The organism is Bradyrhizobium sp. 17, assembly GCF_023073515.1.
Taxonomy (GTDB): Bacteria; Pseudomonadota; Alphaproteobacteria; order Rhizobiales; family Xanthobacteraceae; genus Bradyrhizobium; species Bradyrhizobium canariense_D.
The window spans coordinates 363,778-384,181 of record NZ_JADPJQ010000117.1 but is presented as its reverse complement, the minus strand read 5'-3'; the positions used below and the strand labels follow the sequence as shown (position 1 = coordinate 384,181).

17 protein-coding genes, 1 tRNA gene and 1 pseudogene are annotated in these 20,404 nt (G+C 63.5%); 11 read left to right on the top strand and 8 right to left on the bottom strand.

Annotated elements, in window-relative coordinates:
* Positions 1-333: 333 nt before the first annotated feature.
* Entirely contained in the window at positions 334-1,557 is a 1,224-nt protein-coding gene (locus tag IVB13_RS26875) for an ABC transporter substrate-binding protein (protein WP_018453357.1), read from the top strand.
* A gap of 234 nt (positions 1,558-1,791) precedes the next feature.
* On the opposite strand, the gene IVB13_RS26870 is transcribed toward IVB13_RS26875, so the two are convergent.
* Positions 1,792-3,354, bottom strand: coding sequence for an adenylate/guanylate cyclase domain-containing protein (locus tag IVB13_RS26870; RefSeq protein WP_018453356.1), 1,563 nt, complete (start codon positions 3,352-3,354; stop codon positions 1,792-1,794).
* A 178-nt stretch (positions 3,355-3,532) separates the two neighbouring features.
* Between IVB13_RS26870 and IVB13_RS26865 the strand changes: the two genes are divergently transcribed.
* The gene (locus IVB13_RS26865; RefSeq protein WP_026232518.1) at positions 3,533-4,624 is read left to right on the top strand and encodes an enolase C-terminal domain-like protein; all 1,092 of its coding nucleotides are present in this window, start codon (positions 3,533-3,535) and stop codon (positions 4,622-4,624) included.
* A gap of 68 nt (positions 4,625-4,692) precedes the next feature.
* On the opposite strand, the gene IVB13_RS26860 is transcribed toward IVB13_RS26865, so the two are convergent.
* On the bottom strand, positions 4,693-5,115 hold the full coding sequence (locus tag IVB13_RS26860) for a RidA family protein (protein WP_018453354.1): 423 nt from the start codon (positions 5,113-5,115) through the stop codon (positions 4,693-4,695).
* 119 nt (positions 5,116-5,234) lie between these two features.
* Between IVB13_RS26860 and IVB13_RS26855 the strand changes: the two genes are divergently transcribed.
* On the top strand, positions 5,235-5,372 hold the full coding sequence (locus IVB13_RS26855; protein ID WP_018453353.1) for an NUDIX domain-containing protein: 138 nt from the start codon (positions 5,235-5,237) through the stop codon (positions 5,370-5,372).
* A 409-nt stretch (positions 5,373-5,781) separates the two neighbouring features.
* Here IVB13_RS26855 and IVB13_RS26850 read toward each other — a convergent pair.
* Positions 5,782-6,249: pseudogene (locus IVB13_RS26850) on the bottom strand (L-2-amino-thiazoline-4-carboxylic acid hydrolase); the annotation flags it as partial.
* 216 nt (positions 6,250-6,465) lie between these two features.
* Between IVB13_RS26850 and IVB13_RS26845 the strand changes: the two are divergent.
* Positions 6,466-6,990, top strand: coding sequence for a nuclear transport factor 2 family protein (locus IVB13_RS26845; protein ID WP_026232516.1), 525 nt, complete (start codon positions 6,466-6,468; stop codon positions 6,988-6,990).
* A gap of 189 nt (positions 6,991-7,179) precedes the next feature.
* On the opposite strand, the gene IVB13_RS26840 is transcribed toward IVB13_RS26845, so the two are convergent.
* Positions 7,180-7,254: transfer RNA gene (locus IVB13_RS26840), tRNA-Val, on the bottom strand.
* A 73-nt stretch (positions 7,255-7,327) separates the two neighbouring features.
* Complete coding sequence (locus IVB13_RS26835) at positions 7,328-7,687, bottom strand: response regulator (RefSeq protein WP_007597092.1); 360 nt, start codon at positions 7,685-7,687, stop codon at positions 7,328-7,330.
* A gap of 363 nt (positions 7,688-8,050) precedes the next feature.
* On the opposite strand from IVB13_RS26835, the gene IVB13_RS26830 reads away from it, so the two are divergent.
* The 3 genes from IVB13_RS26830 to IVB13_RS26820 all read left to right on the top strand — a co-directional run bounded on the left by IVB13_RS26830 (position 8,051) and on the right by IVB13_RS26820 (position 11,244).
* Complete coding sequence (locus IVB13_RS26830) at positions 8,051-8,941, top strand: N-formylglutamate amidohydrolase (RefSeq protein WP_018453348.1); 891 nt, start codon at positions 8,051-8,053, stop codon at positions 8,939-8,941.
* Between the two features lie 537 nt (positions 8,942-9,478).
* Positions 9,479-10,261, top strand: coding sequence for a histidinol-phosphatase (hisN, locus tag IVB13_RS26825; RefSeq protein WP_018453346.1), 783 nt, complete (start codon positions 9,479-9,481; stop codon positions 10,259-10,261).
* 17 nt (positions 10,262-10,278) lie between these two features.
* Positions 10,279-11,244 (top strand): tripartite tricarboxylate transporter substrate binding protein, encoded by a 966-nt coding sequence (locus IVB13_RS26820; protein ID WP_018453345.1) that lies wholly within the window; start codon positions 10,279-10,281, stop codon positions 11,242-11,244.
* A gap of 42 nt (positions 11,245-11,286) precedes the next feature.
* Here the strand turns inward: IVB13_RS26820 and IVB13_RS26815 are convergent, their stop codons facing one another.
* Positions 11,287-12,177, bottom strand: a complete 891-nt coding sequence (locus IVB13_RS26815; RefSeq protein WP_018453344.1) for a LysR substrate-binding domain-containing protein — start codon at positions 12,175-12,177, stop codon at positions 11,287-11,289.
* A gap of 89 nt (positions 12,178-12,266) precedes the next feature.
* Here IVB13_RS26815 and IVB13_RS26810 point away from each other — a divergent pair, with 89 nt between their 5' ends.
* Positions 12,267-13,019, top strand: a complete 753-nt coding sequence (locus IVB13_RS26810; protein WP_018453343.1) for a sulfite exporter TauE/SafE family protein — start codon at positions 12,267-12,269, stop codon at positions 13,017-13,019.
* Between the two features lie 6 nt (positions 13,020-13,025).
* On the opposite strand, the gene IVB13_RS26805 is transcribed toward IVB13_RS26810, so the two are convergent.
* Positions 13,026-13,658 carry a LysE family translocator gene (locus IVB13_RS26805; protein ID WP_018453342.1) on the bottom strand — a complete coding sequence of 211 codons (633 nt, stop codon included), beginning with the start codon at positions 13,656-13,658 and terminating at the stop codon, positions 13,026-13,028.
* A gap of 245 nt (positions 13,659-13,903) precedes the next feature.
* Between IVB13_RS26805 and IVB13_RS26800 the strand changes: the two genes are divergently transcribed.
* Together IVB13_RS26800 and IVB13_RS26795 are read left to right on the top strand one after the other, a co-directional pair.
* On the top strand, positions 13,904-15,700 hold the full coding sequence (locus tag IVB13_RS26800; protein WP_162496403.1) for a tetratricopeptide repeat protein: 1,797 nt from the start codon (positions 13,904-13,906) through the stop codon (positions 15,698-15,700).
* Between the two features lie 174 nt (positions 15,701-15,874).
* Positions 15,875-18,640 (top strand): di-heme-cytochrome C peroxidase, encoded by a 2,766-nt coding sequence (locus IVB13_RS26795; protein WP_085350689.1) that lies wholly within the window; start codon positions 15,875-15,877, stop codon positions 18,638-18,640.
* Between the two features lie 79 nt (positions 18,641-18,719).
* Here the strand turns inward: IVB13_RS26795 and IVB13_RS26790 are convergent, their stop codons facing one another.
* Positions 18,720-19,667: an alpha/beta hydrolase gene (locus IVB13_RS26790; protein WP_018453339.1), complete on the bottom strand. Its 948-nt coding sequence runs from the start codon at positions 19,665-19,667 to the stop codon at positions 18,720-18,722.
* Between the two features lie 219 nt (positions 19,668-19,886).
* Here IVB13_RS26790 and IVB13_RS26785 point away from each other — a divergent pair, with 219 nt between their 5' ends.
* Complete coding sequence (locus IVB13_RS26785) at positions 19,887-20,348, top strand: Hsp20 family protein (RefSeq protein ID WP_026232515.1); 462 nt, start codon at positions 19,887-19,889, stop codon at positions 20,346-20,348.
* Positions 20,349-20,404 lie beyond the last annotated feature (56 nt).

The following is a 20,404-nucleotide window of genomic DNA, read 5'->3' as shown; positions in this document are numbered from 1 at the left end:
CACCGGTCAATATAGACCACCATCCAAATTACGGCCCGCTATCCCAAACATGATCTTTCACAGATCGATTCATTTTTCATCGGACGAGTGCGGAACAGCGAGCGCACCCGGGCTATATCGCCCGATTTCACGACCGCCGGGTCGAGATGGAGTTCAAAGTCCGCGGGCTGCCCTAGCGGCGCGCCCCAGTCGGCGCGTCAGCACGCCTGCCGTTTCGTCCGGCCCTCCAGCTGCGCAGCGCGCCACAGCTTTGACAAACGCTTGACCTAGATCAAGCAGCCTTGGTGCGGATTGAGCCGACCTCGATGAGGGGCCAACGTCAAGGTATCGGGCATGCGCGTCTCCGGCAGGATGCTGTTCGTGTTGATGGTTGCCCTGGCATCGCTCGGGGCGATGTCGCAGGAGCGCGCCGATCAACCCACCGCCGACAACGAAATCCGTATCGGCAATGTCATGCCGTATTCGGGACCGCTGTCCGAATTCGGCGCCATCGGCCAGGCGGAAGCGGCCTATTTCGACATGGTCAACGCGCGCGGCGGCATCAACGGCCGCAAGATCCGCTTCATCACGCGCGATGACAATTCCGATCCGACGACCGCGCTGGAGCTGACGCGCAATCTGGTCGAGACGGACGACGTGCATTTGATGTTCGGATCGTTCGGCACGCCCGGTAATCTCGCCACGCGCTGGTATCTGAACGCGAAGAAGATCCCACAACTGTTCGTCGCCTCCGGCGACGAGGAGCTGAGCCAGGCCAAGGCGTTTCCCTGGACCATGGGCTGGCAGCCGTCGTTCCGGTCGGAGGGGCGCATCTACGCCAACTATCTCCAGGCCTATTATCCCAGGAAGAAGATCGTGGTGCTCTGGCAGAACGACCAGTTCGGGCGTGCGCTTCTCAAGGGCCTGGAGGAAGGTCTTGGCGATCTGAACCGTCTCGTCCTCGTCGACATCGCCTTCGACATTGCCGATGAGCATCTCGACGGACACGTCTCGATCCTCAAGCGCGCCGGCGCCGATATCTTCGTCTTTCTCGGTGTACCGTCGACGGCGTCCAAGGTGATCAAGCTGGCGGCGTCGCTCAAGTGGCGCCCGGTCTTCATCGTCAACGACGCCTCCGCCTCAATCGCCAATGCGATGGCGCCCGCAGGCCTGGAGAATTCCTCCGGCGTGATCTCGGCGGCCTTTCTGAAGGACCCGAGCGATCCCGCATGGAAGGACGATCCCGCCATGAAGGACTGGTTCACTTTCATGGACAAATACCATCACGACGAAAGCACCAACAGCAGCGCCGCGCTCTATGGCTACGCCGCGGCAGAGGCGCTGACGCAGGTGCTGAAGCAATGCGGCGACGACCTCTCGCGCGAGAACATCATGCGTCAGGCGGCTTCGCTGAGGAATTATCAGCCTTCGGTCGCCCTGCCCAACATCAGGATGAACACCTCGCCGAACAGCTACCTGCCGATCCGGCAGATGCGGCTGGTCCAGTTCGACGGCCGCTCCTGGCAACCCTTCGGCGACGTGATCGACACCGCCTTCACGGAAGGCGCGGCGCGGTGAGTTGACTCGGGCCCACCTATTGCTGGGCTACCCCTCTCCCCCGCCCTCTCCCACAAGGGGGGGGAGGGAGCCGAGCGGAGAACGGAGCAGCGTCGCACCATGATCGACTTTCCGCGAAGTTGGACAACGTCGCCACGTTAAAGATGTGTTTCCCTCCCTCCTTGTGGGGGAGGGCTAGGGAGGGGGTGCCACACGGCACACTCTCTCGATGGGAGACGGCAACGCGCGTGCTCCTCACGCCGGGTTCAGCGAGGCCAGCGCATTCTCCAGCAGCGAGCGCACCCGCGCCGCGTCGCCGGATTTGACCACGGCGGGGTCGAGATAGAGCTCCAGCCCCGGCGCTCGCTCGGTGATGATCCCGCTCCTTTCGGCGGCCGCGTCGTTCAGCGCGTCGACCGAATAGGGAATGATTTCGCGGCTGATGCCCTTCATCGTGATCGCGGGCAGCGCGTGGGCGCGGACGATGTCGCTGACCAGCGCGAAGGTCTCGTAGCTCAGCACGATGCCGCCGGGCTCGGCGATCGATTGCAGGCGCGCGGCGAGGTTCGCCTCCGCACCGATGATGGTGTAGTCCATGCGATCGCTGCTGCCGAAATTGCCGACATTGCAATAGCCGGAATTGACGCCCATGCGGGCCTTGAACGGCAGCTCGATGCCGGAGGCGCGCCATTTCGCATTGAGCTCGGTGAGCCGGTGCTGCATGCGCCAGGCCATCTGAAGGCAGGCCTGCGCGTCGGCGCGGTCGCCTTTGGTCTCGGGGTCGCCGAAGAAGATCAGCATGGCATCGCCGATGAACTTGTCGATGGTGCCGCCAAATTCGTGGGCGACCGCCGACATCTCGGTGAAATATTCGTTGAGGAGCTGGGTCAGCAACTCCGGCTGGAGCCGCTCCGCCGTCGCGGTGAAATTCTGGATGTCGGAGAAGAAGATGGTGAGCTTCTTGCGCTCGGTGTGGATGGTGACGTCCTTCTGGCCGGAGAAGATGCTCTTGTAGACCTGCGGCGGGATGTAGCGCGAGATCTTCATCGACAGCGAAGCCAGGAAGTCGTTGGCGGATTCGAGCTCCTTGTTCATGCCCTTGATACGGCTCGCCTGGCGGCGCTGCAGCGAGAGAAACGACAGGCCGCTGCCGGCGGCGATCAGGAAATAGGCCAGCAGGAACTTGAACGAGAAGATGTTGGCGGCGATCGGCTGGGCGATGATCACCTCCTGGATGCCTCTGACGTCACCAACCTTCCAGTCCTTCTTCGGGCTCTCGGGGTGGCTGTTGTGGCAGCTGACGCAGGCCGGGCCCATCGTCACCGGAGCAATCAGCCGGACCTTGTCGTTGAACAGCGAGGTCTCGGTGTCGACGATCTTCTGCTCGGGATCGTTGCGAAGCGATTCGAGCGCGTCCTTCTCGAACTTGTCGAGCTGGTGCGGGGCGCGGTTCTGGAACGGGAAGTCCGAGACGAAACGGTAGGTGATGTTTTCCTGCTGCGCCCCGATCACCCGCCCTAGCTCCAGCGACAATGTCGCCGGGATCGGGATCGCGCCGGGGATGGATTCGTAGTTGTGAATCACCCTGGTCGTACCGTTCGGATTGGCGATGATGCGCCCGACCACGTTGGTCGCGTAGTAGCTGCGCACGCTCGTGATCACCGAATTCAGGTCGATCGCCTGCCGGCGCAGCGCGGTCTTGCTGAGTTCGGTCAGGTCCAGCCACACCGCGAGCGGCAAGGCGAGCAGCAGGAAGGCGATCGCGGCACCGGTCAGGATGCCGCTCTTGCGCTGTTCTTCGGAGATCTCTTGCTTCACTCTTTGGCTCCGTGATTGCGTTCCTGTCTCGAACTCGGGGCGATTTGCGGAACAGAGCCAATAAACGCGCTCCCGCGCAACCCCATTTTATGGTGGTCGCGCCAAGCGGCTTTTCGTTTCATGGCGAATGTTTAAGATCGGCATTTATCTGCATTCACTCCGCCAGGAGATCCACCAAATGGCCGAGACCATCCGCATCAAGCGCTTCAATGCGCGCTCCGTCATCGTGCCGATGAACCTCCCGCTCCAGACCTCGACCGGGGCTGTCGCAAAGGCACCGCTGGTGCTGATCGACTGCGAGACCGACCAGGGCGTCCAGGGGCACGCCTATCTGTTCTCGATCACGCCATCGGCCTTGAAGCCGCTGACGGCGATGGTCGCGGAAATGTCGGAGCTGCTTGCGGGCGACGAGCTGCTACCGTTCGAGATCGAGCGCAAGCTGACCCAGCGCTTCACCCTGCTGGGGCTCGCCGGCCTGCAGCGGCTGGCACAATCCGGCATCGACATGGCGGCATGGGACGCACTGGCGCGCGCACGCGGCCTGCCGCTAGCGCGGCTGCTCGGCGGCGCGCCAAGACCGGTCAGGGCCTACAATTCGAAGGGGCTCGGCATCATGCCGGCGGGTGCCGCGGTGGAGGAAGCCCACAAGCTGCTGGCCGAGGGCTTTCAGGCCGCAAAGATCCGCGTCGGCCGTCCCGATGCACGGGAAGACCTGAAGGTGGTGCGCGCGGTGCGCAAGGCCGTCGGCGACGACGTGACCTTGATGTGCGACTATAACCAGGCGCTGACGGCCACCGAGGCGATCCGCCGTGGCGAGATGCTCGACGATGAGGGCCTGACCTGGATCGAGGAGCCGATCCGTCACGACGATTATGAGGGTAACGCCCGCATCGCGGATGCGCTGCGCACGCCGGTCCAGATCGGCGAGAATTTCGACAGCGCCTTCGCGATGCAGACCGCGCTCTCAGCCGAAGCCTGCGACTACGTGATGCCCGACGTGCAGCGCATCGGCGGCGTCACCGGCTGGCTGCGCGCCGCCGCGCTGGCGCATGCCGCCGGGATCGAGATGTCGACGCATCTGTTCTCGGAAGTCAGCGCGCATCTTTTGTGCGTGACGCCGACCGCGCATTGGCTCGAATATGTCGACTGGGCCGACGCAGTGCTTTCAACGCGGCTGATCATCAAGGACGGCTTTGCCCTGCCGAACGAGGAGCCCGGCAACGGGATCGCGTGGGACGAGGCTGCGGTGAAGAAGTATCTGGTCGAATAGACCGCGTGTCGTCGCGACGTATCGAAGTGCGAACGTCGAAGCTGACGATCAGCGAACGGCATGCCTTCCTACGACTGAACAGCGGCAATCATACTCAGCTCGACCGGTGCACCCCGCGGCAACTCGGCGACGCCGACAGATGTACGCGTGTGACGACCGCGATCGCCTAGGCGCTCGATCAACCGGTCGGAAGCGCCGTTCATGACTTGCGATTGCTGAGTGAATCCAGGGGCCGAGGCGATGTATCCAACGAGCTGCAAGACCTGGACGATCTTGTCCTCTCCACCTGTTGCGTGATTGATGGCCGAAATGCAGAGATCTGCGCAGAGGGCCGCCGCCCCCTGTGCGGCGGCGACATCGACACCTGCGCCGACTTTACCGGAGCACAGCAGGGCTTCGCCGCGACGCGGCAGCTGACCACTGACATACGCAATTCCACCATGGATGATCACCGGCAAGTAGTTGCCACCTGGTTTGTTCACGCTGCTCATATCGATAACCTGCCTTCATTTCTCGCTGGCGTGGTGGGCGGACAATGGCAGGCGGGGAGTCGCGGATCAAGCTGCGCATTGCACCGAGGTGGTGCACGATAACGATCCCCCATGACCACATGGCGCCTTCATTCGCACATCGCGTCGTCGCGATCGGCGGCGAGATCGAGTTCGGTGAGAGCTGGCAGGCCGCGCTGGTGCGTAAGTTCCACGAGGAGCTCGGTATCGGAATCTCCATCGTGAAGGCGATGAGCTGAACACGTTGCTGCTTCCACATCGTCATTGCGAGCGCGGCCAAGCAATCCAGAACCCCTCCGCGGAAACAGTCTGGATTGCTTCGTTGCGCTCGCGATGACGGAGTGTGAGACAGCAGCGCTGCATGACCAGCTACGCTACCAAACCTCCGCGCCGGGAATCTTCCTGCGCACCGCGATGCGCTGGATCCAGATGCAGCGGCGGATGGATCTGTTGGAGCGGCCGACGGCCGAGATGCCCTCGCCGGCCTGAAGCAGCGGCGCCACGCTTTCGCGCAATGCGCGGCAGCGCTGCAGTTCGGCCTGCCAGTCGATGACCGCAGCAGCGGCGCGCGACGACATCAGCGCCAGCACCATCAGGGCAACATAGCTCGCCCGCATCACCCGCATTCCCTTCATTTGATCCGCGCTCGTCGCGCCAGTAGCGGAAATCGCAATGGGACGCGCCTTGCATGATGGTTTGCGTGCGCGTGAGCCTGACGTCGGCGCCAAATCCATCAGCGGTCGCGAAGTCGGCGGTGCAGACCAGCAGGAAACCGAGCTCCGGCTCGCCCAGCGCCTTGTAGAACTCGGCATAGGCGCATCGCGTCACGTCGAACGCAAAGGCGTCCTGGGTCTGCTCGATGATGTCATAGGCGAGCGCGTCGTCTCGGGCATAGGTCTTGAACGCCGACGCGACGGCCTTGCCGAGATCGGCTTCGTTGTTCGTGCTGTTCTTTGCCTTCCAGAATTCCTCGCCGAAGCCGCGATAGAGGTCGCCAAGCGCCTTGCGCACCAATGCATTGGCGCGCGCCTCGCCGAGTTCGGCCTGCAACGCCTTAACCAGGGGCACCAGCACCTGCGCCTGGATCTTTGCCTGCTCGATGACGGACACGCTCATGGGCAACCTTCATCCGGGTTACTTCACACCACAAGACGATAACTCAACTCGCTGCTCGCGGCGAGGGTTTGCTTGCCTGGTCCCGTGGCATCCGGAAGCCTACGTTTCCGTGATGTCGGGGTCATCGCCGATCGTGCAATCCTGAAAACATCGACCTGGCCACAATGGTATGACGCTCACCATTCAAATTCCGCCGGCAAATGACCAGAGGTGACCATGATCCGACCTAAAATGCCTTCAGGCAATTTCACGCCACGAGTGTTTTCACGGCGCCCTCAAGTTGCGGCGTTTGCCGCAGCGCTGTTTCTCGCCGCAACGTTCTGGCCGGCCGGAGGCGCGCAGGCTGCCGCAAATGATGCCGAAGCACGAACCATCTTCGAGAAATTCATCGCGGCGCAGAATGCGCATGATGCGGACGCCATGAAGGCCATGCTCCTGAATTCAGCCGGAACGCTGTTGTTTGCCAGAAACATCGAGACGCGCGGTCGCGATGAGGTCGCCGCGCGGTTCAAGACCTATTACGAGGGCACCTGGCACCTCGAACCCGACATGTCGAAATTCCGCGTCGCCGTGATCTCGAACGAGATCATGCAGATCCTCGTGCCGATCGTCTTTACGCGCGGCCTTCCGGGCAAGCCGCCACAACAAAATACGTTTCTGATCAGCCAGACCTACGTTCAGGATGCGGACGGCTGGCACGTCGCCTCCATCCTTCCGGTCGCAAACACGGAACTGAAATAGGGGATTTAGCGGCGGTGTGTCGGCGAAGGAGGCTGCCGCTCCAGTCCGTCTACGCTCTTCGAGCTACACCGGACACGCTTCGCCGAAATGAGATTGGTGGCTTGCCGAGCCGAACCTCGCGGCGGCAGCCCGCCTGCGCCCGTTGGGCTTCGGCGTGGCATCCTTCACTCGGCTATCGCGAGCGAAGGATGGTGGGCGCGACAGGGATCGAACCTGTGACCCCTACCATGTCAAGGTAGTGCTCTCCCGCTGAGCTACGCGCCCTAGATGTCTCTAGATCGGGTCGGGTCCCTATAACGGCTCACGGGAGCCGGTGCAAGGACGGAAGGGGGCCGATTTAGGCCGCCAGCATCTTGTTCACTTCGCTGACCAATTCGCGCAAATGCACGGGCTTGGACAGCACCTTGGCGTTCTTGGGGGCATCCGAATCGGAGTTCAGGGCGACCGCGGCGAAGCCCGTGATGAACATGATCTTGATGTCGGGGTCGAGTTCCGAGGCCCGGCGGGCGAGCTCGATGCCGTCCATCTCCGGCATCACGATGTCGGTGAGCAGCATCTCGAACGGCTCTTCCCGTAGCCGCTGATAGGCGGCCATGCCGTTATCGTGGGACGAGACCTGAAAACCGGCGTTTTCCAGCGCCTTGACCAGGAAACGGCGCATGTCGTTGTCGTCTTCGGCGAGCAGGATCTTTGGCATGGCGGAAATGTCGAATCCCCAGAGGATATCAGCGGAGGTCACTAAGCCCGACGGAGGGTAAATTTGGGGTGAAAATCTTTACCCTCCGCAGCTCGCGCTGCCGGACTCTTGTGAACCGGAATACGGCACGAAGCAATCGAGCCGTACCTGCCGGTCCCCACCTCGCTGCCCGCAGGGTTAAGACATGTTCCAGCGCAGATCTCATCTTTTCGCTTGGCAGGATGGTTGCGATTCCGGACAATGACGACACATAAGAGCCGCCCGATCGGCCGAATCAATGCGCCAAGGGCGAAGCCTGATACCGAGAGGCGGAGCCTGATTGCCAAGGGCGAAGCCTGACACCAAGGGACGAAGCCTGAGAAGATGACCCGGTTTGACGGCGACAAGTCGCCAGCCTTCGAGATCGTTGAGCCCGCGCAATGGCGCGCGCCGGTTATCTTCAACTCGCCCCATTCCGGCTCGACCTATCCGGACGAATTCCTCAGCGCCTCCAGGATCGACCTGCCGACGCTGCGGCGTTCCGAAGATTCCTTCATGGACGAGCTGATCGGCCATCTCAGCGAGCGCGGCTTTCCGACCGTGCGGGTCAACTTTCCGCGCTCCTATGTCGACGTCAACCGCGAGCCCTATGAGCTCGATCCCCGGATGTTCACCGGGCGCCTGCCGAGCTTTGCCAACACCCGCTCGATGCGGGTTGCCGGCGGACTTGGCACCATTCCGCGCGTGGTCGGCGACGGCCAGGAGATCTATCGCGAGCGCATCCTGGTCGACGACGCGCTGGGGCGGATCGAGACGCTGTACAAGCCGTATCATCGCGCGCTGCGCCGGCTGATCAACAAGGTGCACCAGATGTTCGGCACCGTCGTGCTGGTCGACTGCCATTCGATGCCCTCGGTCGGCGTCTCCCGCGACGAGCCGCGCCGGCCCGACATCGTCATCGGCGACCGCTACGGCACGAGCTGCACGCCGCTATTGCCCGACCGGGTCGAGGAGACCATGGCCGGCCTCGGCTATTCGATCGGCCGCAACAAGCCCTACGCCGGCGGCTTCATCACCGAGCATTACGGTAACCCGGCCAGTGGCCTGCATGCCGTGCAGCTCGAGCTCAACCGCGCAATCTACATGGACGAGCGGCGGCGCGAGCGCAGTCCGCGCTTTGCACAAGTGGCGTCGGACTTCGGCGTGCTCGCAGACGTGCTGGCGACCACGGTCCCGTTCGGCGATCTCGGCCCGTTCCAGGCCGCGGCTGAATAGGCGCGACGTTTTCTTCGAACAATTGTGTTGGGTGCGATCAGCGCGAATGCGTTTCGCGGCGAGCATCGAAATGAAAGCCGATGCCGAGAGAAAGCAGAGGCTGAAAGAAAAAAGGGCCGCTTCTAATGAAGAAGCGGCCCAAGTCTAGGGAGGAAACGCCCAAGGAGGGCAGCAGTAACGCGAGAAGCGCTACCGCACCGCAACAATATGCGGCCGCGACGCACAAAGTGCAAGGGCTTTCGACCGGTTTCCCATGCAATGAGGACATAGCTCGGTTGCTTCTAGAGAAACCCAGATTCAGTTCCTTTGATAAGGAAATTCAATGGGTTGATAGTCATTTGCATACGAACGAGGCAGATCCGGAACTAAGGTTTCAACTCAATGATCGATTTTTGGCCAGCCAAGTTCTTTGAAGGAGGGACGCATCCGGCATCCAAAATACCAGGGTGCAAAAGCAAGACAGCGCTGCACGATTCTTCCGATTTGAGCTAGGCAGGAGTGAGCTTCACCCGACTTTCGCTTTTTTGAGGATACGCCGTGACGGTGATCGATTTCTCCGCCTTCATCGGACGGCTCGCCACCGCCTCCGGCGAAACCATCCTACCGTTCTTCCGCACCTCGCTGTCGATCGAGGACAAGAGCAAGACCAAGGATTTCGACCCCGTGACCGAGGCCGATCGCGCCGCGGAGGCGGTGATGCGGCGTCTGATCAAGGCCAACTTTCCCCAGCACGGCATCGTCGGCGAGGAATTCGGCAACGAGCGCGAGGATTCGGATTATGTCTGGGTGCTCGACCCCATCGACGGCACCAAATCCTTCATCGGCGGCTTTCCGATCTGGGGCACGCTGATCGCGCTCCTGCACAAGGGCACGCCGGTCTACGGCATGATGCACCAGCCCTTCATCGGCGAACGCTTTTCCGGCGACAGCGGCTCGGCTCATTATAAAGGCCCGTCCGGCGAGCGCCGGCTCCAGGTCCGGCGCTGCGCCTTGCTGTCGGAGGCGACGACCTACACCACCAGCCCGCTGCTGATGAGCGAGCGCGACCGCGCCATCTTCGGCCGCATCGAAACGGGCGCGCGGCTGTCGCGCTATGGCGGCGACTGCTACTCCTATTGCATGCTGGCGGCAGGTCACGTCGATCTCGTGGTCGAGACCGAGCTGAAGCCTTACGACATCGCAGCCCTGATCCCGATCGTGACCGGTGCCGGCGGCGTCGTCACCACCTGGGAAGGCAAGCCGGCCCAGGGCGGCGGCCGCATCGTCGCGGCCGGCGACGCCAGGGTTCACGAAGAAGCACTGAAACTGCTCAACGGCTAGGCGATCTAGGAGCCTGCATGACCAACCGGCGTACGCTCCTTCTCGCGGCCTTGCTTCTTTTTCCGACGCTCGCCTCCGCCCAGAATTTCCCGGCCAAGCCGATCAAGCTGATCGTGCCGTTTCCGGCCGGCGGCCCCAACGATATCATCGCGCGGGTGATCGGCCAGCGCATGTCGGAACTGTCAGGGCAGCCGGTGCTGATCGACAATCGCGGCGGCCAGGGTGGCGTGCTCGGCACCGATGCCGTCTCCAAGGCTGCACCTGACGGCTACACCATCGCGATCTCCAGCGCCGGCGCGCTGGCGATCAGCCCGAGCATGGAAAGGGTCGCCTACGATACGCTCAACGACCTCACGCCCGTGACGTTGGTCGCAACCGTGCCGGAAATGTTGGTGGTCGCCACCAACGTCCCCGCAAAGGACATCGCGGAATTGATCGCGCTCGCCAAGGCGCAGCCGGGAAAACTCAACTTCGCCTCCTCCGGACCCGGCAGCCTGCCGCATCTCGCCGGTGAATTGTTCAAGCTGACGGCCAAGATCGACATCGTGCACGTGCCCTATCGCGGCGCGGCGCCCGCCGTGAACGATCTGCTGGGCCAGCAGGTGCAGATGACGTTCCTGGACCTCCCCGTGCTGCTGCCGCAGGTCAAGGCGGGCGCCCTGCGACCGATCGCGGTCGGCTCCGCCGAGCGTTCGCCGACGGCGCCTGACGTGCCGACCACCGCGGAAGCGGGCTTTGCGGATCTGCGCATCGAGAACTGGTACGGCATGGTCGCGCCGAAGGGCACGCCGAAGGAGATCGTCACCGCGCTACATGATCTGGCCACGAAGGCGATGGCGGATCCGGCGGTGAAGGAAAAGCTCGCTGCCCAGGGCGCGACGCTGGTCGGCGATGAGCCGGAGCATTTTCGCACATTCATCGCGGACGAGACGAAGAAATGGGCGAAGGTGATCAAGGACGCTGGCGTGGAGACGGCGAAGTAGCTGCGTCTTAACCTCTTCTAAAGGGAGGGGAAATCCCAGAACTCACACCGCCGCAGACCGCAAATGCTCCACCAGCATCTTCGCCGGGCGCGGTAGTGTCTTGAAGCTTCGCGCGCAGATCACGAGTTTGCGGTTGGCCCAGCTATCGCGCAGGCGGACCATGGCGAGCGGCATCAGTTTTGCGCAGCGGCGGGCCGCGGCTTCGGGCACCAGCGCGACGCCGACATCGGCGGCGACCATCTGGCAGATCGCATCGAAGTCGCGCAAGCGTGCGCGGTAATGCGGCCGCATGCCGAGCCGGGCGGCGTGCTTCGAAATATGCACCTGAAGCGCGGTGGCGCTGGTCAGCCCGACGAAGTCGCAAGCGCCCGCCTCCTGGAAATCGATCGCGCGGCGGCCGGCGAACGGGCCGCGCCTAGACGTCACCAGCGTCAGGCGATCCTCGCTGAAGGCGAATCGCTCGATATGATCGGGCAGCGCGTGCTCGGCGGCGAAGCCGAGATCGGCCGCGCCCGCAGTGATCGCGGCCGCGATGTCGGTGCTCTCGCGCTCCTCGATGTCGATGGCAACGTCGCGATGCTCGCGCAGGAAGCCGGCGAGCGCCTTCGGCAGATGCTCCGAAAGCCCCGAGGTATTGGCGAGGAAGTGCACGCTGGCGCGCACGCCGCTGGCAAAGCCGGCGAGATCGCCGCGCATGGCGTCGATCTGGTGAATGACGAGACGGGCGTGATCGAGCAGGCTCTCGCCGGCCGAGGTCAACTCAACGCCGCGGCGCCCGCGCTTGAGCAGCGCGACGCCGAGCGCATCCTCCAGCCCCTTGATGCGCGCGCTGGCTGAGGCCAGCGCCAGATGCGACCGCTCCGCGCCGCGGGTGATGCTGCGCTGGTCGGCGACCGCGATGAACAGCTGGAGGTCGACGAGGTCGAAGCGCATCGGGGGTCCCTTCAGCCTTCGTTCCAAACGAAGGCTTTCTCCGTAAGCTACAGATTGTGCCGGCGCGCTGCATCGGTCAATGTGCAGATATGATCGACCCGCTCCTCATTCTCATCGCCGCCGTTTTCCTGATCGCCGGATTCGTCAAGGGCGTGGTCGGGCTCGGCCTGCCGACTGTCTCCATGGGCCTGCTCGCGGTGAGCATGGCGCCGAGCCGCGCGATCGCCATCGTGATCGTCCCCGCCATCGTCACCAACATCTGGCAGACCTTCGTCGGCCCCCATTTGCGCGATATCCTGAGGCGGCTGTGGCCGCTGATGATCGGCACCGTGATCGGGTGCTGGCTCAATGCCGGCGCGCTCACCGGCCCGCATGCGCGCTACGGCACGATCGTGCTCGGCGTGCTCCTGGTCATCTACGCGATCATCGGGCTGAACAAATTCCAGTTTCATGTTGCGCCAAAGAACGAGAAATGGGTCGGCGGCGTGGTCGGCGTGGTCACCGGCGTGATCTCGGCCTCGACCGGCGTGCAGGTGATCCCCTCGATGCCGTTCATGCAGGCGATCGGCATGGAGAAGGACGAGCTGGTGCAGGCGCTCGGCGTGTTTTTCACGACAGCGACACTGGCGCTCGCCTTCAATCTCACCGCGGGGGGATTGCTGACGCCGGCCAACGCGGTGCCGGGCGCCGTGGGCATGGCCTGCGCGTTTGCCGGCATGTATATCGGCCAAACGGTGCGGGCGCGGATGCCGGCGGAAGCGTTTCGCCGCTGGTTCCTGATCGCGATGATCCTGCTCGGCCTCTATCTCGCCGGCAGCGCGCTGCTGAAGGAATTCGCGTAAAGGACGTTACCGCGTCTCCAGCATGGCGACGCGGATGCCGAGATAGATGAAGAGGCCGCCGAGGGTACGGTTGACCCAGGCGACCGCGCCTTCGGAGCTCCGCAAGCGGTGGGCGGCCCTTGCCGCGAACGCCGCCAGCACCAGGCACCACAGCGTTCCCGTGCAGATGAAGATCAGGCCCAGCATCAGGAAGGCGAGCGGCTTGTGCGCCGAGTCCGCTGCGACGAATTGCGGCAGGAAGGCAAGGAAGAACAGCGCGACCTTGGGATTGAGCGCGTTGGTGAAGACGCCCTGGAGGAAAACCCGCCGCAGCGAGCTCTGCACAGGCTCGTCGATGGCCGAGGCCAGCACCGGGCGCGACCACAGCATCTGAAGCCCGGTCACGACGAGATAGGCCGCTCCGACCAGCTTCAGGATCGAGAACGCGGTCGATGAGGCCATCAGCAGGGCCGAAAGGCCGATTGCCGCGCCCGCGACATGGAAAAAGCAGCCGCAACTGATGCCCAGCGCGGCCGCGGCGCCACCTCGCCAGCCCAGCTGCATGCTGCGGCCGATCACATAGACCGTATCAGGCCCCGGCGTGATGTTGAGCAGCACGCCCGACAGGACGAAGAGCCAGATTTCGTGAATGCCCAGCATGTGTGACGTGCCTCCGCCGCCCAACCGTAGCCCAAGAGGTCGGCTTAGTGCGTTCGCTCGTCCCCGTCCACTGCCGGATTGCCGAGGATTTACCTCGAATTTGCAATGCGGATCATACTTTCGCTCGGCCTCATCTGCTCTATAAGGAACGGGTTCTTTGAATGCGGGATTCGAGGCGACTGCCACGCCGTGGCCGGTCCTCGATCTCTTCCAAGTCTCTTGCAAGTCTCTTGGAGCTCCGGAATATGGAAAGACGTCTGGCTGCCATTGTCTGCGCCGATGTCGCCGGCTATTCGCGCATGATGGGCACCGATGAGGCCGGCACCCATGCCGCCTTCAAGGCCCATCGCAGCGCGATCCATCCCATCATCCTCAATCACGGCGGCCGCGTCGTCAAAAACACCGGCGACGGCTTCCTGCTGGAATTCCCCTCGATCGTCGGCGCCACCGAGGCCGCGATCGCGATGCAGACCCTGATGGCGGAGCGCAATCACCATCTGCCCGCCGATCGCGCCATGCAGTTCCGCCTCGGGATCCATATGGGTGACGTCATCGCCGACGAGGACGAGGTCTTCGGTGACGATGTCAACATTGCCGTCCGCCTCGAAGCCGTGGCGAGCCCCGGCGGCTTCGCCATCTCGGCCAAGGCCTACAAGGAGGCCAGCAAGCATCTCACCGTGCCGCTGGTCGATGCCGGCAACCACCGCTTCAAGAACATCAAGGATCCGATCGGGGTCTGGACCTGGACGCCTGAAGGTGCACCGGCGCTTGCGCCCGCGCTGAGGGAGGCATCCGCCCTCTCGCAGCAGTATCGCACCGCGATCGTCGGCGTGCTCCCTTTCGCCAATCTCAGCGACGCACAGGACGAGTATTTCTCCGACGGCCTGACCGAGGATCTGATCCACGCGCTGTCGCTGCAATCCTTCTATCGCGTGCTGAGCCGCAACTCGACGTTCGTGTTCAAGGGCAACAACGCCAGCACCCGCCTGATCGCGCGGGAGATCGACGCCACCTATCTGATCCAGGGTTCGGTGCGGCGTGCCGGAGCCAAGATCCGCGTGACCGCAGAGCTGATCGCGCCGGAGACCGGCGAGCAGCTCTGGACTGGCCGCTACGACCGCGACATCGGCGATCTCTTCGCGATGCAGGACGAGATCACCACCAACCTGTCCGCCGCCATCGCCACCGAGATCGTCCGGGCCGAAGCCTCGGCGCCGGCGCGGCTCTCGACCGACGTCACCGCCTGGGACCGCTTCCTCAAAGGACTGTCGCACTATTATCGGCAAACCAAGGAAGACCTGGCCATCGCCGTCGACCTGTTCCGGGAGGCCATCAGGCTCGAGCCCAAGCTGTCGATTGCGCACGCCTATCTCGCCACGATTCAGATCCAGAGCATCCAGTTCGGCTGGGTCAAGGGCACGCGCGAGATGTGGGCCGAGGCGATGAAGCTTGCCGAAACCAGCGTTCGGCTCGATCCGCGCTCGTCATTTGCGTTCTCGATCCTGTCCTGGACCCACGCGCTGGAGGGGCATTACGAGGCCGCGATGGACGCCGCCAAGCGCGCCGTCGCGCTCAACCCCTACGACAACGGCGCGCGCGGCGTGCTCGGCATCTGCCATTTCGTCATCGGCGAGCACCGCGAGGCGATCGAGCTGTTCTCGATGGCCGCACAGCGCGACAACAGCGATCCGCGCTACCAATGGGCCGCACTGAACGCCTTCAGCCATTATCTGCTGGGCCAATATGACGCGACTCTGTCATGGGCTCGAGAACAGCTCTACATCAACCCGAACCATTTGCAGGCGCTGGCAATCCGCGCCGCGGCGCTGGCGCAATTGGGACGCGGCGACGAGGCGGTCGAGGCGACCCGCGTGCTCATGGCTAACTACCCGACTCTCAATGTCGACCGCCATTTGCGCAATTTCCACTGGAAGCGGCCCGAGGACCTCGCCCATTACCGCGCCGGACTCTTGAATGCGGGCGTGCCGCTCGGCAAACTGACCCTGGTTTCGAGCGACGTCAAACGCGTCGCCGAATCCTGAGAGCCAGCCGCGGCCACGCGGCAATGTCCCCTCCGCCTTTATTGACACGACAGTGAATTCAGCCACACTCGGCTACACGCTGAAGTAGTATAACGTGTTGTCGGTTTGTCAGGACTTTCCGCGCTCTATCGCCGCGTCTGTATTTCACGATTCGCCGTTTTCAGGATTTGGGCCATGCATGACTCCGCTCCGAAGCCCTCCTTAGACCCTTCGATCCAGGTCTCCCCGAACAATCCCTGTCCATTCCTCCGCGGCCTCGTCGGCGAGGGGTTTGTTGACGGCAGAACCGTTCCGCTCGGCACGCTGTCGCAAACGATCGCGAATGCGAGCGGCGAGACCGGGCTGAAGAAGGTCTCGGCCCGCATCCAGGTCCGCGGCGTTGCGCTTATCGCCAACGGGCTCGGTCACATCCTGAAGAGCATATTTTCGGGCGCACAGCTCGACGCGTTGCGTGGCGGCCCTCTCGACAAGCGCGGTGCCGGCTCGCGCGTCCTCGGCGTCGACGGCAAGGTCGATGAGGACGAGCTTGCGCGGTTTGCGAGCTTCGGCCGGGACTACCGGGATCCGAACGGCGGCGGCTCTGAGCCCGGTCTCAACGCCTCGGAAATCGGCGTCTTCATGCGCGACAACCTCAAGCGCGCCGGCAGCGCCGCGCGCTGGTACTACCCCCTGCTGATGAAGTTCGAGTGGCCGATCCTCCTGAAGATCATGGGCAAGGGCGCGGGTGAGGACCGCTATCTCAGCGTGGCCGACGTGCGCACTCTGTTCAACGAGCGGCAATTCCCTGCTCGCATCAACCAGCGGCTGGTATCGCAGCCGGTGCTGTCCACCTGCCAGCGTGTGGTGCGGGGCGCCCTCAAGGTTGCGGCCCTGCTGCTCGCCCTCGGTCTCGCCTTGCTCGTTGCGGTCGCCGAATTTCCCGACCAGGTGCGCGCCATGCTGCCGCAAAAGGGAATTCTCGTGAATCTCCTGCCGCCACCCTTGCCCACGGTCCCGGAGACGAAGGCGGCCTTTTGGCTCGAACAGAATTGGTCGCTGAAGGACAGGCACTGGTTTCACCATGCCAGCCAGGGCACAGCGACCTTCCCGGTGCCCTATGAATGGTTCATGGCCCTGGAGCAGCCGCGCCTGCATCTGTTCTCGGCGCCGGGCATGATGACGGACGGCACCTATCTCGAGCGCTTCGGGTTCATCCCGAGCCCGCAGTCGATCCAGACTGACGCGACGTCACTGCGCCGCTTCGGCTATGCCAATGTCTACGAGACGACACAGGTGCCGGACTGGTCGACCAGGTGGACGCCGGCGGAGAACGTCGACGGCCTGCCGGTCGGCTTCGCACGGATGACCGGTGTCGTCGATCCCGCGACCGGCCGTCGCGAAGAGGACAAGATCGGGCTGACCTGCGCGGCCTGCCATACCGGCCAGATCCACTACCAGGGCGTGGACGTGCGTTTCGACGGCGGCCCGGCCATGACCGACCTGAAGAAGCTCGAGGTCTCCACCGGCCTGTCGATCGCCTACACGCTTTACGTGCCGTTCCGCTTCCAGCGCTTCGCCGATCGCGTGCTCGGCCCCGATGCCAGCAAGGCTGACCGCGCCGCGCTCAAGCAGAAGCTCAGCGCGATCGGCAACTTCCTGATCGACTGGGCGCAAACCCAGCAAAAGACGATTGAAGGCAAGAAGACCTGGAACGGCAGGCAGCAGCAGGACACCGAGGAAGGGTTCGGTCGCCTCGACGCTCTCAATCGCATCGGCAATCAAGTTTTTTCGCAGGATCTCGCGCTGAGCGGGATCAAGGGATTCGAGAAGAACCTGCACGCCCAGGACGCGCCGGTCAGCTATCCCCCGATCTGGACCGTGCCCTGGTTCAAGTTCGCCCAGTACGACGCCTCGATCGAGCAGCCGCTGATCCGCAACGCCGGCGAAGCCCTCGGCGTGACGGCGCTGCTCAACCTGTCCGACGCCTACCCGGAGGACAGGCTGTGGCGCTCCTCGGTTCATATCAACACGCTCGGCTGGATCGAGGACATGCTCAGGGGGCCAGACCCGTTCAAGACGGCAGATCCCTCCACCGGCCCGAAGTTCGGCGGCCTGCTGGCGCCGAAATGGCCCTCGCAGATCCTTGGCGACAATTGGAGGCTCGATCAAAAGAAGGTCGACAATGGCCGCAAGATCTACGCCGAGATGTGCTCCGGATGCCATCTGCCGGCGATCGACACCCCGGCTTTCTGGTCGTCGGGACATTGGGAGCCGAGCGGCGACAGCAAGGTGCTGAACGCGGTGACGATCCCCCTCGACGAGATCAAGACGGATCCCGAACAGTCGCTCGTGCTCAGCAACAGGATCGTCGATCTGCCCGGCTTCCTGAAGGTGAATACGGCCGACCTCCAGAAATGGTGGCAATGCGACGTCTCGACCGCAAGCTCGCCGACCGAGATGGTTTATGCGCTCGGGTTGATGACGGTGGTGGATCTCGTCGCCCGCAAATGGATGGACGACGAGAAGACTCCGGACGCCGAGCGGTCGAAATTGTGGAATCTCGCGCGCAAGAACTGCCTCAATCCGGTGGGGGGAGCACGCTATCGGGCACGGCCGCTGAACGGCGTCTGGGCCACGGCACCCTATCTGCACAACGGTTCGGTGCCCTCTCTCTACTGGTTGCTGAAGCCTGCAAGCGAGCGCCCGCAAAAATTCTGCATGGGCCGCCGCGACTATGATCCCGTGACCGTCGGCTTTGCGGTCACCGCCAACGAGAAGTGCAAGACGGGTGAAACCGAGTTCTCGGCCGGGTCGGACAAGGATCCGATCCAGGGCAACAGCGTGCTCGGCCATTCCTTCGAGCGCAAGCCGGGCGAGGAAAAACGTCCCGGTGTCATCGGCCGCGTGTTCAAGGACGACAACGAGCGCTACGATCTGATCGAGTATCTGAAGACGCTGTAGTGGGTGATGCTACTTCCTCGTCATGGCCGGGCTTGTCCCGGCATGCCGGCGTGTGGTCGCAGGGCAGCATCGCCTCCCCTCACTTGAACAGCGGCGTGCCTGGCACGAAGGCGTCGAAGGCTGCCCAGAATTGGGAACGGTAGCGGTCCTGCTCCTGGAGAATCTCGTGCTTGGCACCGGCGATCACGAGATGGGAGCCTGCGCGCAAATGATAGGCGAACTCCTCGATCGCCGCGATCGAGACCACGGTGTCGCTGGAGGCCGCCAGCATCAGGATCGGCTGACGGATCTCGGACGGGTAGTTTTTGCCCTTGAAGGTGTTCATCGCGCGGAAGGCGGTATCGGCCCAGGCGACCGTCGGTGACGCGAGCCCGAGGGTCGGATCCTCCTCCAGGATTGCGGCATTGCGCGCATAGCGCACGGGGTCGCTGGTCAGCGGATTGTTGATGAAGGGATTGAGCCCGGTGATCTGGTCGCTGCCGCCGGGGACATAACGGCCGCCCATCCCCAGCACGCGCATCGTCTTCAGCAGAGCCCGCGCCGGAAACGAGGTGGCGCGGCCGGGGAGGTCGATCATCGGCGCAGACAGCACCATGCGGTCGAACCAGCGCTTGCCCGCATGCGCCACCCGCAGCATCACGGTGCCGCCCATGGAGTGGGCGAGCGCGAAGAAGGGCGGCGGGCAATCCGGCAGCACCACCTGCTGCACGAAGGTCTCGACGTCGATCTCGAAATCAGCGAAGTCGCGGACATAGCCCTTGCGCGGATCGCGCAGGCGGCGCGAGGAGTGGCCCTGCCCGCGCCAGTCGATCATCGCCACCGCAAAACCGCGGTCGCGCAGGTCGCGCACGGTCTCGAAATACTTCTCGATCTGCTCGCTGCGTCCGGTGAAGACGCAGACCGTGCCCTTGCGGTTCGCCGGCGGTGCCCAGCGCGCAAAGCGCAGCTCGACGCCATCAGGGGTCTTGATGGTGCCGCTGACGACGTCTTCGGGAACGGGATTGGACGGTATCGAGACCAGCGTCATGATGGGGAGGGCTTGGGCACGAAGAGCTGCAAATCAGGGGCGGGAGCGCCGAAAAGGCTGAGTATCCGCCCTCTTGAACGCCGTTCCCCTGAACCCATATCACCTTGGTGCAGGCCGCTACCAGTGTTTCGGAACCGGAACATCAGGCTGCACACAGACGAAAGCCCGGCCCGATTGGCGGGCGGGTTACTCAACAGTCGCTCAATGGAGGACTTGACCATGCGTACCTACGACCTGACCCCCTTCTACCGTTCCACCGTCGGCTTCGACCGTCTCTTCAACCTGCTCGACCAGGCCGGTTCGGACGGCAGCCCCGGTTATCCCCCCTACAATATCGAGCGTACCGGTGAGAACGACTACCGCATCACCGTTGCGGTTTCGGGCTTTGCCAAGGATGAGCTCTCCATCGTCGCGAAGGAAAACACGTTGACGATTAAGGGCGAGAAAGTCGCCAACGAGAACTCGAAGGCCGAAGTGCTGTACCGTGGCATCGCCGCGCGTGCCTTCGAGCGCGCCTTCCAGCTTGCCGACTTCGTGCAGGTGAAGAACGCCTCGCTCGAGAACGGGCTGCTTCACGTCGACCTCGTCCGTGAGATTCCCGAAGCGAAGAAGCCCCGCCACATCGCGATCAACACCGGTGCGCAAGGCGCACAGGTGATCGAGAACTCGGTAGCCGCGTAAATCACGTCGGCCGCTTCCAGGTTGCGAAAACGCCCCGGTGCCCCGGGGCGTTTTTT

Bases quoted from the DNA above. Each gene is read 5' to 3' on its own strand.
- IVB13_RS26875 (WP_018453357.1), top strand. From the start codon at position 334: ATGCGCGTCTCCGGCAGGATGCTGTTCGTGTTGATGGTTGCCCTGGCA.
- IVB13_RS26865 (WP_026232518.1), top strand. From the start codon at position 3,533: ATGGCCGAGACCATCCGCATCAAGCGCTTCAATGCGCGCTCCGTCATC.
- IVB13_RS26860 (WP_018453354.1), bottom strand. From the start codon at position 5,115: ATGAGCAGCGTGAACAAACCAGGTGGCAACTACTTGCCGGTGATCATC.
- IVB13_RS26855 (WP_018453353.1), top strand. From the start codon at position 5,235: ATGGCGCCTTCATTCGCACATCGCGTCGTCGCGATCGGCGGCGAGATC.
- IVB13_RS26845 (WP_026232516.1), top strand. From the start codon at position 6,466: ATGATCCGACCTAAAATGCCTTCAGGCAATTTCACGCCACGAGTGTTT.
- IVB13_RS26835 (WP_007597092.1), bottom strand. From the start codon at position 7,687: ATGCCAAAGATCCTGCTCGCCGAAGACGACAACGACATGCGCCGTTTC.
- IVB13_RS26830 (WP_018453348.1), top strand. From the start codon at position 8,051: ATGACCCGGTTTGACGGCGACAAGTCGCCAGCCTTCGAGATCGTTGAG.
- IVB13_RS26820 (WP_018453345.1), top strand. From the start codon at position 10,279: ATGACCAACCGGCGTACGCTCCTTCTCGCGGCCTTGCTTCTTTTTCCG.
- IVB13_RS26815 (WP_018453344.1), bottom strand. From the start codon at position 12,177: ATGCGCTTCGACCTCGTCGACCTCCAGCTGTTCATCGCGGTCGCCGAC.
- IVB13_RS26810 (WP_018453343.1), top strand. From the start codon at position 12,267: ATGATCGACCCGCTCCTCATTCTCATCGCCGCCGTTTTCCTGATCGCC.
- IVB13_RS26805 (WP_018453342.1), bottom strand. From the start codon at position 13,658: ATGCTGGGCATTCACGAAATCTGGCTCTTCGTCCTGTCGGGCGTGCTG.
- IVB13_RS26800 (WP_162496403.1), top strand. From the start codon at position 13,904: ATGGAAAGACGTCTGGCTGCCATTGTCTGCGCCGATGTCGCCGGCTAT.
- IVB13_RS26795 (WP_085350689.1), top strand. From the start codon at position 15,875: ATGCATGACTCCGCTCCGAAGCCCTCCTTAGACCCTTCGATCCAGGTC.
- IVB13_RS26790 (WP_018453339.1), bottom strand. From the start codon at position 19,667: ATGACGCTGGTCTCGATACCGTCCAATCCCGTTCCCGAAGACGTCGTC.
- IVB13_RS26785 (WP_026232515.1), top strand. From the start codon at position 19,887: ATGCGTACCTACGACCTGACCCCCTTCTACCGTTCCACCGTCGGCTTC.